The organism is Deinococcus metallilatus (genome assembly GCF_004758605.1).
GTDB lineage: Bacteria > Deinococcota > Deinococci > Deinococcales > Deinococcaceae > Deinococcus > Deinococcus metallilatus.
Genome location: NZ_CP038512.1, coordinates 2,166,155 through 2,180,012 on the forward strand (window position 1 = coordinate 2,166,155; position 13,858 = coordinate 2,180,012).

Annotated in this window: 14 protein-coding genes; 5 read left to right on the top strand and 9 right to left on the bottom strand. The window is 70.4% G+C overall.

From position 1 onward, the window contains the following. Nucleotides 1-5 precede the first annotated feature (5 nt). Together E5F05_RS16465 and gltX are read right to left on the bottom strand one after the other, a co-directional pair. A complete protein-coding gene (locus E5F05_RS16465) occupies nucleotides 6-425 on the bottom strand; it encodes a cobalamin B12-binding domain-containing protein (protein ID WP_129119719.1) in 420 nt (139 codons plus the stop codon). 54 nt (nucleotides 426-479) lie between these two features. Continuing rightward, nucleotides 480-1,919, bottom strand: coding sequence for a glutamate--tRNA ligase (gene gltX / locus E5F05_RS16470; RefSeq protein ID WP_129119720.1), 1,440 nt, complete (start codon nucleotides 1,917-1,919; stop codon nucleotides 480-482). Between the two features lie 217 nt (nucleotides 1,920-2,136). Here gltX and E5F05_RS21740 point away from each other — a divergent pair, with 217 nt between their 5' ends. Both E5F05_RS21740 and E5F05_RS16480 read left to right on the top strand, forming a co-directional pair. Next, on the top strand, nucleotides 2,137-2,283 hold the full coding sequence (locus E5F05_RS21740; protein ID WP_241687202.1) for a hypothetical protein: 147 nt from the start codon (nucleotides 2,137-2,139) through the stop codon (nucleotides 2,281-2,283). Then, a complete protein-coding gene (locus E5F05_RS16480; RefSeq protein ID WP_241687203.1) occupies nucleotides 2,270-2,701 on the top strand; it encodes a PIN domain-containing protein in 432 nt (143 codons plus the stop codon). Before E5F05_RS21740 ends, E5F05_RS16480 begins: the two co-directional genes overlap by 14 nt. Before the next feature lie 27 nt (nucleotides 2,702-2,728). Here E5F05_RS16480 and mutL read toward each other — a convergent pair whose 3' ends face one another. The 3 genes from mutL to E5F05_RS16495 all read right to left on the bottom strand — a co-directional run bounded on the left by mutL (nucleotide 2,729) and on the right by E5F05_RS16495 (nucleotide 7,857). After that, nucleotides 2,729-4,375 carry a DNA mismatch repair endonuclease MutL gene (gene mutL, locus E5F05_RS16485; RefSeq protein WP_129119723.1) on the bottom strand — a complete coding sequence of 549 codons (1,647 nt, stop codon included), beginning with the start codon at nucleotides 4,373-4,375 and terminating at the stop codon, nucleotides 2,729-2,731. Between the two features lie 73 nt (nucleotides 4,376-4,448). Next, a complete protein-coding gene (gene mutS, locus E5F05_RS16490; RefSeq protein WP_129119724.1) occupies nucleotides 4,449-6,971 on the bottom strand; it encodes a DNA mismatch repair protein MutS in 2,523 nt (840 codons plus the stop codon). Nucleotides 6,972-7,086: 115 nt separating this feature from the next. Beyond that, complete coding sequence (locus E5F05_RS16495; RefSeq protein ID WP_129119725.1) at nucleotides 7,087-7,857, bottom strand: hypothetical protein; 771 nt, start codon at nucleotides 7,855-7,857, stop codon at nucleotides 7,087-7,089. 139 nt (nucleotides 7,858-7,996) lie between these two features. On the opposite strand from E5F05_RS16495, the gene E5F05_RS16500 reads away from it, so the two are divergent. The 3 genes from E5F05_RS16500 to E5F05_RS16510 all read left to right on the top strand — a co-directional run bounded on the left by E5F05_RS16500 (nucleotide 7,997) and on the right by E5F05_RS16510 (nucleotide 9,250). Further along, on the top strand, nucleotides 7,997-8,377 hold the full coding sequence (locus tag E5F05_RS16500) for a hypothetical protein (protein WP_129119726.1): 381 nt from the start codon (nucleotides 7,997-7,999) through the stop codon (nucleotides 8,375-8,377). A 64-nt stretch (nucleotides 8,378-8,441) separates the two neighbouring features. Continuing rightward, nucleotides 8,442-8,789 carry a 4a-hydroxytetrahydrobiopterin dehydratase gene (locus tag E5F05_RS16505; RefSeq protein ID WP_241687204.1) on the top strand — a complete coding sequence of 116 codons (348 nt, stop codon included), beginning with the start codon at nucleotides 8,442-8,444 and terminating at the stop codon, nucleotides 8,787-8,789. Continuing rightward, the gene (locus tag E5F05_RS16510; protein WP_129119728.1) at nucleotides 8,786-9,250 is read left to right on the top strand and encodes an acyl-CoA thioesterase; all 465 of its coding nucleotides are present in this window, start codon (nucleotides 8,786-8,788) and stop codon (nucleotides 9,248-9,250) included. The genes E5F05_RS16505 and E5F05_RS16510 overlap by 4 nt, the downstream gene beginning before the upstream one ends. An 86-nt stretch (nucleotides 9,251-9,336) precedes the next feature. On the opposite strand, the gene kynU is transcribed toward E5F05_RS16510, so the two are convergent. From kynU to E5F05_RS16530, 4 genes are all read right to left on the bottom strand, one after another. After that, complete coding sequence (gene kynU, locus E5F05_RS16515) at nucleotides 9,337-10,518, bottom strand: kynureninase (protein ID WP_129119729.1); 1,182 nt, start codon at nucleotides 10,516-10,518, stop codon at nucleotides 9,337-9,339. Then, nucleotides 10,515-11,156, bottom strand: coding sequence for a cyclase family protein (locus E5F05_RS16520; protein WP_129119730.1), 642 nt, complete (start codon nucleotides 11,154-11,156; stop codon nucleotides 10,515-10,517). The genes kynU and E5F05_RS16520 overlap by 4 nt, the downstream gene beginning before the upstream one ends. A gap of 88 nt (nucleotides 11,157-11,244) precedes the next feature. After that, a complete protein-coding gene (locus E5F05_RS16525; RefSeq protein ID WP_129119731.1) occupies nucleotides 11,245-11,727 on the bottom strand; it encodes a hypothetical protein in 483 nt (160 codons plus the stop codon). Between the two features lie 72 nt (nucleotides 11,728-11,799). After that, nucleotides 11,800-13,830: a vWA domain-containing protein gene (locus E5F05_RS16530; RefSeq protein WP_129119732.1), complete on the bottom strand. Its 2,031-nt coding sequence runs from the start codon at nucleotides 13,828-13,830 to the stop codon at nucleotides 11,800-11,802. Nucleotides 13,831-13,858 lie beyond the last annotated feature (28 nt).

Sequence of the window (13,858 nt, forward strand, 5' to 3'; positions counted from 1 at the left end):
GGGCCTTAGCCGCTCTGCGCGGCCCAGCGCCGCGCCACCGCCGTCTTCAGGTACTCGGCGGCCTCCTCGGTGCTCGCGCCCGGCGTGAACACCCGGCCCACGCCCAGTTCCTCCAGCTTGGGCAAATCCTGGTCGGGAATGATGCCCCCGCCGAACACGATGATGTCCTCGGCGCCCCGTTCGCGCAGCAGCGCCACCACCTCGCGGAAGTAGTGCATGTGCGCGCCCGACAGCACGCTGAGGCCGATGGCGTCCACGTCCTCCTGAATCGCGGCGTTCACGATCATCTCGGCGGTCTGGCGCAGCCCCGTATACACCACTTCCATCCCCGCGTCGCGCAGCGCCCGCGCCACCACCTTCGCGCCCCGGTCGTGGCCGTCCATGCCGGGCTTGGCAATCAGGACCCTGATGCGGCGGTCTTCCATGTTTGCAGTCCTCCTAACGCTCGTTTGGGCTCATGTTAGCGTGTGGCAGAGCCTTCAGCTTCCCGCCGCCCGTTGCACCCGCGCCACCACGCGCTCCCGGCCCAGAGCTTCGAGCATCTCGAACATGCCGGGGCTTTCGCTCGTTCCGGCGATGGCGGCGCGCAGGGGCTGCATCACCTTGCCGGGCTTGAGGCCCTTTTCCTCCGCAAAGGCGCGCAGGGCGGCCTCCGTCGTGGCCGGGTCGAAGCTGGGGAGATTCTTGAGGCGGGCGGCGAGTTCGCGCAGGAAGGGGCGGCCTTCCTCGATCAGCTTCTGCGCCTTCTCGGTGACCGGGTAATCCTCGGACCAGAAGTAGGGTGTCTTTTCCAGAAACTCGGAGAACACGTCCATGCGCGGAATCATCATGCGGACCACCGCGCGGAAGTAGTCGTCATAGGGGAGGTCGTGTTTCTGGGAGGCGAGGTAATCGTGGAGCCGCTTCGCCACCTCCTCCTCGCTCAGCACCTCGCGCAGGTACTTGCCATTCATCCACTTCAGCTTGTCCAGGCTGAAAACTGGGCCGCCCAGCGTCACGTCCTCCAGGCGGAAGACGCGCTGGAACTCGGCCAGGTCGAAGATTTCCCTGCCCTCGGGGTGGGTCCAGCCCATCGTGGCGAGGAAGTTCAGCATCGCCTCGGGCAGGAAGCCCTGCTCCATGTACCACTCGACGGAGGTGGGGTTCTTGCGCTTGCTGATCTTGGACTTGTCGGCGTTGCGCAGCAGTGGCATGTGCGCGAAGACGGGTTCCGGCCAGCCGAAGGCGCGGTACAGCAGGACGTGGATGGGCGTGGAGGTGATCCATTCCTCGGCGCGGATCACGTGCGTGACGCCCATCAGCCGGTCATCCACCACGTTGGCGAGGTGGTAGGTGGGGTAGCCGTCGGCCTTCAGCAGCACCTTGTCGTCGATCTCGCGGTTCTGGAAGGGAATCGGCTTGCGGAGCGCGTCATTGACCACCGTCTCGCCCTCACGCGGCACCTTCAGACGGATCACCGCCGCCTCGCCCGCCTCTACCCGCCGCTGCGCCTCGGTGGGATCGAGGTCGCGGCTGGGGACGGCGATCACGCGGCCTTCCTTTTGCGCCTCCTCGCGCAGGGCGGCCAGTTCCTCGGGCGTCTCGAAGGCGTAGTAGGCGTGGCCGGACCCCACCAGTCTGCGGGCGTACTCGCCGTAGAGGTCGAAGCGTTCGCTCTGGCGGTAGGGGCCGCCCTGGCCACCTTGCAGCGGGGACTCGTCGGGTGTCAGGCCCAGCCACTGCATCATCTGGAAGATGCGCTTTTCCGAGTCGGGAACGTAGCGGTTGCGGTCGGTGTCCTCGATACGGAGGATGAACTTGCCCTCCTCGCCCGCCGCCTGCGCCTGATGCGCGAGTGTGTGGTTGAAGAGGCCGATGTAGGCGGTTCCGACGTGGGGATCGCCGGTCGGGCTGGGAGCGATGCGGGTGACGACAGGCATGGGGGACAGGATAAGGGATAGAGGGAGTGGCACTGTTCTTTTTCGGTGCCCCGTTTCCGCTACCATGTCACCCATGAGCCGCCAAGCGACACGTCAAGCCACGGGCAGCCGCTCTTCACAGGCCCATACCTCAAACATGGGGGCGAAGGGAAGAACCGTCGTTCCTCAAGCCGTGCGGGAGGTCTTGCATGTAGGTGAGGGCGACACACTGCTATATGTGGTCGAAGGCGAGCAGGTCAGGCTGACCACACGGCAGCAGTTGGCGCAGGAGCTGTACGGCAGCCTGGCCGAGCCGGATGGCCGGGACTTCACGCAGGAACTGCTGGAAGAACGCCGGGCTGAGGCAGAACGTGCCAAGCCCTGAAGCGGGGGCGGGACGGCCCCTGCTGCTGGACGCGAGCGCCCTGCTGGCTTTTGTCCGCCGCGAACCGGGAGGCGAGCGGGTGCTGGAGAGCCTCAGCGGTGGCAAGCACCCCTGCCTGGTCAGTGCCGTACAACTGGTCGAAGTGGAAGGCAAGCTGGTCAGTGATGGCACCTCCACACCAGAACAGGTGGCCCGGCGCATCGGCCAACTGGGAAAGTTGCTGACGGCTGTCCCTTTTTCACCCCAAGCCGCCCAGGCCGCCGCCTTCTATTACGCCCGCCGCAGGCCGTACAACCTCAGCCTCGGAGATGCCCTCTGCCTGGGCACGGCGGAGATGCTGGGCGCGGACGTGATGACCGCCGAGCGGGCGTGGGCCGCCATTCCCGACCTACCGGTGCAAGTTCAGCTCATCCGCTGAGCCGGAAGGGGGCAGGAGGGGCGGGGCTTACCGCTTGATGTCCCGCACCTCGTCCCGCCCCCGCGCCACGTCCCGCACCCCTCGCCGCCCGAAGGCGTGGGCGAGGTCGCGTTCGCTGAGACGCAGCACGGTCGGGCGCCCGTGCGGGCAGGACCAGGGCTGCTCACAGACGGTCAGGGCGGCCAGCACGCCCTCGCCCCTCCCCGCGTCCAGCATCCCGGCCTTCAGCGCGGGCGCGCAGGCGAGGCGGGCCAGCACGTCTCGGCGGGGGTCGGGGCTGTCACCCAGCGCGGCCTCGATGATCTGCTCGTGCAGCCTCGGCACCGGCAGGGCGGCCAGGGCGGCGGGCAGCGTCCGCAGCCGGGCGAGGCCCGCGCCGAAGTCCTCGATGGTCAGGCCCCAGGCGCGCAGTTCGGACGCGCGCTCGTGCAGGCGGGCCACCTGTTCGGGCGTGAGGTGCAGCAGTTCGGGTTCGGGGAGTTCGGCGGGCGGCGCGGCGGTCAGCTCGCGCGTCAGCCGCTCGTACAGCGCGCGTTCGTGGGCGGCGTGCGCGTCCACGATCCACAGGTCGCCCTCACCCTGGGCGAGCAGGTACAACTCCTGATAGACGCCGACCAGCGTGAGGGCGGGAAAGGTTCCCCGCGCGGGGGCCGCCTGCGGTTCGGGCGGGGCGATCAGCGCGGGCGCGGCGCGGGCGAGAGGATGGGCGGCCAGGGCTTCCGTGACGGCGGCGCGAACGCGGGCCGCCACGCCGGGCAGGTCGGCCAGAGCGACGACCTGCTTGGCGGGGTGAACATTCGGGTTGTGGTCTTCGGGGGCAACCGTCAAATCCAGCACGCACAGCGGCGCCACGCCGGAAGGCAGCAGCTCCGCGAAGCCCTCGATGACTGCCTTTTCCAGCTCCGGCGGCGCGAGGATGGGCCGCCCGTTCACGCTGAAGTGCATCCGGTCGCGCCGGGCGCGGGTGAGTTCCGGGCGCGAGACGACACCGCGCACCCCCTCGGCCTCCACCCGCAGCACACGGTTCGCGCTGAGCGGCCCGTACACGCTTGCCACCGCGCCCCGGTGATCGGAAGGGGCGTGGGTCAGCCTCGGCTCGCCGTCCACCGTCAGGCGCCAGTACAGGCCGGGGTGATGCAGCACGTAGCGGCCCACCAGCGCGGTGATTTCGCGGACCTCCACGCCGGGCGGAGCCTGGGTGCGGAGGCGGGCGGGCAGGCGGGCGAAGAGGCTCCGCACCGTCACCGTCGTCCCGGCCGGAGCCGAGGTGCGGCGCACCGTTACAGCCTCCCCCGCCGCATGAACTTCCGACGCGCCGACCTGCGCCGCCGGGCGGGTCACCAGATGCAGTTCACCCGCCTGCGCCGCCGCCCACAGCGCCTCACCCCGGAAGCCCAGGGTGGAGACACGCTCGACCGCGCTCGCCTCCGGTTCCAGCTTGCTCGTCGCGTGCCGCACGGGCGCGAGCGCCACCGAATCCGCCGCGATGCCCGCCCCGTTGTCCCGCACCCGCACCAGCGCGAGGCCGCCGCCCTCCACCTCGACCTCGATGCGGGTGGCGCCCGCGTCCAGCGCGTTGTCCACCAGTTCGCGCACCACATCCAGCGGACGCGACACAACCTCGCCCGCCGCGATCAGGCGGGAGATATGGGGGGGGAGGAGGTGGATGGTCATGGGCGAGGTCTAACGGTCTAAAGGTCTAAGAGCACGATGGGCGAGTTTTCTTAGACGGTTAGACAGTCAGCTCTTAGACCTCCTCCTTTCCCGCTTCACGCTGCCATCTGTGCAGCACTTCCAGCGCCTGAAGCGGCGTGAGGCGGCTCAAATCCAGGGCGGCAAGTTCACGCAGCAGCTTGCGGTCGTCGCCCCCAGCGTTGAGGGCGGTCAGTAACCCAGCCGCACGGGTGGTGACGGGAGCGGGCAGTCCGGCGAGGCGCGCGACCTCCACGCCGTAGCTCTGGCGGGCCGCGCCGGGGATCACCTGATGGTAGAAGGTGAGGCCGTTCGCCTCGTCCTCCTCGGCGGCGACGTGGAGGTTGACGAGGCCGGGGTGGTCGGCTTCCAGGCGGGTGAGTTCGAAGTAATGGGTGGCAAAGAGGGTGTGCGCGCCCGCCGCGTGCAGGTGTTCCAGCGCCGCCTGCGCGATGGCGAGGCCGTCGAGGGTGGAGGTGCCGCGCCCCACCTCGTCCAGAATGACCAGGCTGCGGTGGGTCACGCCGTGCAGAATGGCCGCGAGTTCACTCATCTCCACCATGAAGGTGGAGCGACCCCCCGCGAGGTCGTCCGAAGCGCCGATGCGGGTGTGGATGGCGTCGTAGATGGGCAGTTCGGCGTGGTCGGCGGGGACGAAGGCGCCGACCTGATGCAGCAGAGCGCAGAGGGCCACCGTGCGGAGGTAGGTGCTCTTGCCCGCCATGTTCGGCCCGGTCAGGAGCAGGGTATGCCGGTGCGGGCCGAGGTCAGCGTCATTGGGGACGAAACGGCCGCCCGTCGCGCGCTCGACGACGGGGTGACGGGCCTGCACCAGCCGCGCCGCGCCCGTCACCGTCTGGGGCCGGACCCAGCCGCACGCCACGGCGATTTCGGCCAGCGCCGCCAGCACGTCCAGTTCGGCCAGCGCACCCGCCGCTTCCGCCAGGGCTTCGGCGTGCGCACTCAGGCCGTCGCGCAGTTCGGTGAAGACTTCCAGTTCCAGGCGCTGCGCTGCCGCCTCCAGGCGGGCGATCTCGCGCTCGCGCTCGCGCAAATCACTGCGGGTGAAGCGGGCGCGGTCCTTGAGAGTGGCGATCTGGCGGTAGTCGGCGGGGACCTTGCCCAGATGAGGCCCGTTGACTTCCAGGTAATACCCGAAGACGTTGTTGAAGCCCACCTTCAGGCTGCCGATGCCGGTCCGGGCACGCTCGCTGGTTTCCAGGTCCGCCAGCCAGGCGCGGTGTCCCAGCGCCTCGGAGCGCAGGCCGTCCAGTTCGGCGTGGAAGCCGTCGCGGATCAGGCCACCCTCGCCCACGCGGAGGGGCGGGTCGTCCACCAAAGCGGCGCGGATCAGCGTGACCACATCGGGGAGAGCGCCCAGGCGGGCGCGGATACCCGCCAGCAGGCCGTCCTGGTCGCCCAGCAGGTTCACGGCGTCAGGCAGCAGGTCGAGGGTCCGGGCCAGGGACGCCACCTCGCGCGGGGAGGCGCGGCGGGTCGCCACCCGCGCGGCGAGGCGTTCGAGGTCGTGGGCGCGGTAGAGCAGCGCCCGCACCGCCCCTCTCAGGTCGGGGACGCGGGTCAGGGTTTCCACCGCGTCCAGCCTGGAACGGATGCTGAGTTCGTCCAGCAGCGGCGCGCGCAGCCAGGCCCGCAGCCGCCGCCGTCCGCCCGCCGTGCGCGTCTCGTTCAGCACGTCCATCAGGGTCACGCCCTGGGGGGACTGGGGCGTGAAGACTTCCAGGGCGCGCACCGCCGCGTCGGGCAGGCGCATATGTGCCCCCGGCTCGAAGCGCACCACCCGCCGGACCATCTCCAGCCGTCCCTGCTGCGTGAGGCGGGCGTAGCCCAGCACCGCGCCGCACGCCCGCACCAGCGCCGCGCTGCCCAGCGACCCCGGCACCTCGCTCAGCACGGTCTTCAACTCCCGGCGCGCCCCCTCCTCGTCGAAATTGGCGGGTGAGAGCATCACCGGGAAGCGGGCCTGGAAATCGGCCAGCAGCGCGGCGTTTCCGGCCAGTTCCGGCGCGAGCAGCACTTCGCGCGCCCGGTGCCGCGCCAGTTCGTCGTAGAGGGCCGTGCGGGTGTGGAAGGCCGCGCAGCGGAACTCGCCGGTACTCACGTCCAGCAGCGCCAGCGCGTAGCCGTCCCCGGTCGCCACCGCGCCCAGGTAGTTCTCGTCGGCGGTGAGGTGGCGCTCCTCGGTCACCGTGCCGGGCGTGAGCAGTTGCGTCACCTTGCGCTCGACCAGGCCGCCGCCCGGCTCCTCGATCTGGTCCGCGACGGCCACCCGCACGCCCGCCGCCAGCAGGCGCTCCACGTTGCTGTCGAGCGCCCGCACCGGCACGCCCGCCATCGGCGTCGAGAAATCCTTGCTGCTCTTGTGCGTCAGGGCGATGCCCAGCAACCGGGCGGTGCGTTCGGCGTCCTCACCGAAGGTTTCGTAGAAGTCACCGACCTGAAAAAGAAGCAGAAACTCGGGGTGGGCGTCGCGCAGGGCCACGTACTGTTCGAGCATCGGCGGCAGCACCCCCGACCCCGTCCCCTTGAGCACGCTCTGCGGTACACCCACCGGCATGCGCGGAGGATAGCGCACGCCGTTCTGTTGTGGGCGGAATGGCGGTTGCAATTGAGAGGCAGGCACAAGGAAAACCGCCCCGCGCGGACGGCAGGGCGGCTGGGGGAGGGTGGGATTAGCGGAAGAAGGGGAGGGACTTGGCGACTTTCAGGGCGGGTTGAGCCAGTGCCGGGCCGTTCAGCGCCTGCTGGCTCAGGGACGACGCACCCTCCAGGTAAATCCACTGAGCGGGCAGAGAGCCGGTCGTGACACTGACCGTACTACTGACCGTATCTCCCTGCTGTGTGGCGGAGATCGTGAACATCACCTTGTTCCAGCCCGGGAGCAGTTGCAGGTTGATGTCACTCGTAACGGGGGTTCCGTTCGTGGTGCAGTTGAGCTTGCCCGACAGTCCCACGGCCTTATCGGCATAGACATACCCGCCCGACTGAATTTTGAGCGCCGTCAGGTTGCTGCCGCTGAAGGTGGTTTCAAGGGCGCCGGGGGCAATCTCGCCGCTCTTCTGGGCCGCCTCCACGCGGAAGGAGGCCCCATTCCCCCGCGCGTCGCTCGCGCCGGAGGTCTTGAGGTCCCCCGTGCAGCCTGCGGGCAGGTCCGAGGAGAAATTGATGGCCGAGAGCAGCGAGGCGTCCAGCTTGGGCAGTGTCAGGCTGAATTTGCCGTCGGCCGCGAGGGCAGCCGTGGCGAGATTGTCCTGGCCTTCCACGGAGGCGATGACCTTGCCCGCCCCGCCCGTCCAGCCGGTGTACGTGGCTGCACCTGTATCACTGATGGTCAGTTCTTTGACCTGACCCGATACGGTTGCGGGCTGCGGCGTCGAGAGCTTGTCACACGAGGCGAGCAGGAGGGCGGAACCGGCGAGCAGCAGCAGGCTGATGTTTTTCATACCTCGCTCACCGTAGCCCGATGCATTGACCCCCGCAAGCAGATTTGACCAGCCCCTTGAGAGTCGCCCAGGCCCGCCCGCTTCTGCGGGACTTACACTGCTGTGGCCGCCCCAGTTCCTTCCTCCCGAGGTTCCCACCATGATCAAACTGCTCGCGCTCACGACCCTCGCCCTGGCCTCCGCTTCTCTCGCCTGCCCCGTCAAGGCGGGGTACGTTGCCAACGGGCTGTTCAAGGACACCAGCAAAACCACGCCGATCTGCGGCCCGCTCTATCTGGCCTTCAAAAACAGCATGGCGGGGTCCAAGTGGACCGAGATGTACGCCCTCGCCAGCGACAAGATTGGTCAGACCCAGGCCGGGCGCATCCTGGGGGGCATCCAGAAGAGCGGCTACAAGCAAGTCCGGGCGCAGAAGACCCCCAGGAACGAGGTCTACCAGTTCCAGCGGGGGGGCCACGTCATCACGGCGGTGCTCGGCATTTCGGGGCCGACGCGCTATCTGGCGCTGGCGGGGCAGTAGCGGCTGGCCTGCACCGCGTCCCACGCCGCCTTTCTCTCCCCGCCCCTCCCGTAGCATGACGGGTATGTGTCCTGAACTGTACGACCCGCGCATGGGCTACGACCCGAGCCGCAAGCTGACCGACGGCGACGTGCTGGACCTCAAGCCGGAAGGCTGGTGGGGCGACGCGGGCAAGCTGTTCCGTGAGTTCCCGTTCGACTCGTACCAGGCGGGGGTGGACTTCGCGGTGCGGGTCGCAGCGCTGGCTGAGGCGCGCGGCCACCATCCCGACATCTCTATCTATTACCGCAAGGTCAAGGTGAACTACTTCACCCATGACGCGGGCGGCGTCACCCAGCGCGACCTCGACAGCGCGCAGGCCGTGAATGCGCTCTGGGCCGAAGTGAGCGGGGCCGGGGTGACCGGCGCTTGAAGCTCGACCTGCCCGACGCGGACGCCCTGTGGGACAGCCTCCCACCCCGCCGCCGGTACGAGATCACCGTGACGGTACAGCCCGGCGACCTCGACGACCTGAACCACGTGAACAATACGGTGTACCTCGCCTGGTGTGAGCAGGTGGCCCGCGCCCACGCGCTGAGCCTGGGCATGGGCACCGGGGCGCTGATCGAACTCGGCGCCGTCCCGGTCGCGCGGCAGCACGTCATCACCTACCAGCGCCCGGCCCTGCTGGGGGACCGTATCCGTGTCCGCACCGCCTTGACGGAGAGTGCGGGCGTGCGGAGCATCCGGGCCTATACGCTGGACCGCGCGACCGAGGACGGCCGTGACGGTGAACGCTTCGCGGAATGTCAGACCGAGTGGGTGTGGGTGGACCCGGTGACGGGGCGGCCCAGGCGGACGCCGAAGGCGGTGCTGGAAGCGTTCGGGTTCTGATGGGCTTGTCGCTTGTCGCTGGTGGAAAGCCGATGCTTCAGCGTCCGCCTGGGCCTCTACAAGCCACAGGCCACGCGCCACAAGCCCTACGTGACCAGCCCCGCCGCCTCCACCGCCCGGTGCGCCCCCGTATCCAGCAACTCACGCAGAACGCGCACCGTCTGCTCGACCTCGGCTGCGGTGTTGTAGAGGGCGACGGGGGCCAGGCGCAGGATGTCGGGCTGGCGGAAGTCGGGGGTGATGCCGCGCTGGCGCAGGGCCAGACTGAGGGCGTGCGCTTCCGGGTGGGCGAGGGCCACGTGTCCGCCGCGCCGCGCTGGCTCGCGGGGCGTGACGATCCGCATTTCGGGAAGGTGTTCGTCGGCCAGGGCCATCAGGTGAGAGGTCAGGTCCAGGCTCCGCGCCCGGACCTCCTCCATCTCCACCGTATCGAAGACACCCAGCGCCCCTTCCAGCGCCGCCAGCGCCAGGACGGGCGGGGTCCCGAGCTGGTACGCGCCCGCGCCGGGAGCCTTGCGGAAAGCGTGCGCCATCTCGAACTGGGTGCCCTTGTCGTGGCCCCACCAGCCACGCAGCCCGGGCGTGAGGTGATGGTGCCGCTCGTGCAGGTAGAGGCCACCGGGGGCGCCGGGGCCAGCGTTCACGTACTTGTAGTGGCACCACACGGCGAAGTCGGCCCTCGCCCCGTGAAGATCGTGCGGCACGCTCCCGACGCTGTGCGCCGCGTCCCAGCCAATCAGGAGGCCGCGTGAGTGCGCCTCGCGCGTCAGTCCCGGCACGTCGAGTAGTTGCCCGCTGCGGTACAGGACCGTCGGCAGCAGGACCAGCGCCACGTCGTCCGCGAGGGCGGCCAGGATGTCCTCCTGGTGCAGCGTGTGGCCGTCGCGGCTGGGGATCAGGCGCAGCTCGGCCCCTTCGCGGTCCGCCCAGGCTTGCAGGGCGTACACGTCGGACGGGAAATCCAGCGAGGTGGCGACGAGGTGCCGCCGCGCCCCTTCAGGCCGGTACAGCGTGGCGAGGAGGGCGTGCAGGTTGGCCGTGATGCTGCCAGTGGCGATGACTTCCTGCGGGAGCGCCCCGACCAGCCGCGCGATGGACGGCGAGAGCGATTCGGCCAGGCCGAACCAGGCGTCCCAGCCGCTCACCGCTTCCGTCTGCCACTCGTCCAGGCGGCGCAGCACCGCCTCGCGGGCCGCAAAGGGCATCACGCCCAGGCTGTTGCCGTCGAGGTAGATGCCCGGCGGCATGGCGAAGAGGTCGCGCCTCATGCCTCCCCTCCCGGCAGCGTCCCGGCGGGCAGCAGGACCGCGCGGGCAGGCGCACCGTCCACCTCCGCCAGCGGCAGCGGCAGACAGACCAGGTCGTATTCCCCGTCCGGCACCCCGCTGAGGTTCAGGCCCTCCAGAATCAGGACTCCCGTTTCCAGGCAGGCGCGGTGGGCGTCCAGGGTCTTGCTGGTCAGCGGGTCCACGCTGGGGCTGTCGGTGCCGATCAGCCGCACGCCCCGCCGCGCCGCCTCGCGGATCAGGGCCGGGTCGAGCGCGGCGAACTCCTGCGGAAACTCGGTCCAGTGGGCGGGTTGGCCGGTGTGCAGCAGCAGCCGGGGCGGGAGGGAGTCCGGCAGGCCCGCGAGGGCGGAGGCAGGAACCAGCCCCCCCTCCGCCCGCACCGTCACCACCCGGCAGCGGCCCAGGTACACGTCCAGCCCGACCTCCTCCAGCCGCGCGCCCCTGTCGGAATAGTGCCAGGGGGCGTCCACGTGGGTGCCGGTGTGGGTGCTGGTGCAGAGTTCGCCCGTATTCACGCTGTCGCCCTGCGCGATCCGTAGACCCGGCTCGACCCGGAAGGGGGCGTCGCCAGGCCAGTTGGGATGCCCCGGCGTGAGCTGCCGCGAAATGTCGATCATGGGGAAAGGATAGCGGTCAGCAGTCAGCTCTCAGCCAAAGCTCAAGCTTTCGCCGCTGACGGCTGAAAGCTGAGAGTTGACCGCTCCCTCACGTCCCCGGCGTACTCCCCGGAAACACCGCCACGCGCCCGATCATGTACGCGCAGCCGTACAGAAACAGGGTGGCGACGGGCAGGTAACGCAGGCCGCGCCGGTGCGAGATCAGGCGGCCCTTCACCAGCACCTCGATCACGTACAGGCTCAGCAGGGCAAAGGCGCTGTACATCCAGTGTTCCCAATCGCGGCTGGGGTCCACCGGGTAGCCGTACTTGGTGAGGCCGCCGCCCACGTTGGTCGCACTGGGAACCTTCTCGCCGCCCACTGCGAGAATCACGCCCGTCACGACCGGAATCAGCGTCAGCACCCAGGTCAGGCGCAGCCACACCAGAAAGCCGGTCCGCACCACCCCTTTGAGCGCCGGACCCAGGCTCCACAGGAACAGAATCAGCGTGGCGAGCGCGTAGGGCGTCGGAAACAGCAGGGCGAGCGCGCTGCCGAACTGGTACCCGTGAATCAGCCGCAGAAACTCCATGAGGGGTAGCGTAACGCGCCCAGGGAACGCGGGGGCGGCGCGGCGCTGAAGCCCCGGGCTGTGGGCCTTGTGCTACGAACCTGAACCCGGCGCTTTCGCTTCTCGCCACTCCAACTGCGCCTCGGCGGGCAGATAGGTGCCGGGGTGCAGGTCGGCGCCGTCTGCGGCACGGCGCAGCCGGACTCCGGCGGGCAGGTCGGCCAGGAGGATGTGGGGGCCGCTGATCGTCAGCTTCAGGCCGTGCAGCGCGGGCGCCCCGAAGGCCACGCCCAGGTCGGTGATCCCGGGCCGCAGCGTGAGGGCGTGGTCCCCGTAAGGGCCGGTCACGTGCAGCGTCACGCCGTCCGCACGCAGGTGCAGGGGCAGGCCCAGGCCGACCAGCGTCCCCAGCGGCGGGTGCGACGAGCGGGCGGGGTGGGCCACGGCCACCCCCAGCAGCGTGTCTGGGCGCACCACGTCGTCCTCGCGCAGCAGGCGGGTGCCCTGGCTGACCTCCAAGTCGGCCGGGACGCGCAGCACGCGCAACCCCTCGCGGTCCTGCTGGAACCGCAGGCCGCTGAGGTGCGGCACGCGGGCCAGCAGCCCCAGGTCGAAGGGCCCACCGAGCGGCGTGGGCACCGCCGTGACCAGGCCCCCTCCCCCCACCAGCGCCAGGGTGCGGTCCTCGCGGTACTGGATGCCCTCCACGGTGGGGACCGTGGGCGCAGGCGGCGCAGGCGGGACACGCCGGAAACGGCGACGCCGCAGGGCGGGCAGGAACGCACCGAGCAGCCCCAGCACCAGCAAAGCCGCGAGCAGGGGCAACCACCAGGCCGCGAGGCGGGAGGACTTGGCCGGGGCGGCCGGGGGGCGGATGACCGCCGCGCTCCCCCCGCCGCCCCCCGTCCCGGTCACGGCAGGCAGGGGGCGGACCCGCCCGTCCGCAAACACCAGCGCGGGAATGAAGGGACCGCCTCCCTCCAACCCGGTATTCGTGAGACGCAAGGCGAGTTCCCGACTGCCGGGCTGGTGGAGCAGCTCACCCGCCAGGCCGGGCGGGAGCCGCAGAGCCAGCCCTTCCGCGCGGAGGTCCGGGTCCAGGCGGTAGCGGAGCGTGACCGTCTCCCCCACCCGCAGCGCCCGGTCCGCGCCGGGGTTCAGCCAGGTCAGGCCGGGTTCGGGGCCGATCTTCAGGCGCAGCAGCACGCGGCGGGGCGGGCCGTCCGGCGTGGTCGGCGGGGCACACAGCAGCGCGGGCGTCCCGTAGGGGAGGCGCCCGGTCACGTCCAGCCGCGCGAACCCGCCCCGGGCCTGTCCGTCCGCCAGACGCACGCGCCCCGCCGCCTCCCCCGCCGCGAGCGTGAGGGGCGTCCCGTCGGGAAAGGGCGCCGGAACGCGGGCGGGGTCGGTGACGGTGGCGACCGTGCTGCCGGAGCCTGCCAGCGTGGGCACCTCCCCGACGGGCACGGTGAGGCCCTGCGCGTAGCGGCTCTCCCGCAGGGCCGTCCGGGCCTCCCGCGGAATCTCGGTGCCGAGCGCGATGTAAGACAGCGTATCCAGCGGGCCGCGGGCATGGAAGGCGGCCAGGGCGCGCGCGGCGGTGTGGGCGGGATCGGGGTCGTTGTCGATCCCGTCCGTCAGGATGAACACGCTCGTCGCGTACCTTCCGGCAGCGTCCAGCGGCGCGAGGGCCTGCGCCACGCTGCGGTAGAGGTAGGTATTCCGTCCGTCGGCGTGCAGGGCGGCCAGGTCGGCATTCCAGCGCCCCGTATCGGCGGGCAGAGTGTAGCTGCGCCGCCGACGCAGCCCACCGTCGAAGGTGACGAGTTCCACCCGGTCCGGCTTCTCCGCCCGGACATAGGCGTTCACCGCCGCCTTGACCCGCCCGAAAATGTCCGCCCGGCCGTCCCCGATGCCGCGCATGCTGCCGCTGGTGTCCAGAATGAACACGGCCCGCGTCTGGGTGGGCAGCGGACCGCCGGGAAGCGTGCAGGCCGCCGCGGGCAGGCTCACCGCCGGGGCACGCTTCAGGGTGACGCCCGGCTGCGCGCTCCCGGTCCGGGCGTGGGCGAGCGGGCCGCTGGCGAGCAAAGCGGTGAGGGTGAGGACGGCGGCAGGACGCATGCGGCTCCCATTCTGCCCACAAGAGCGT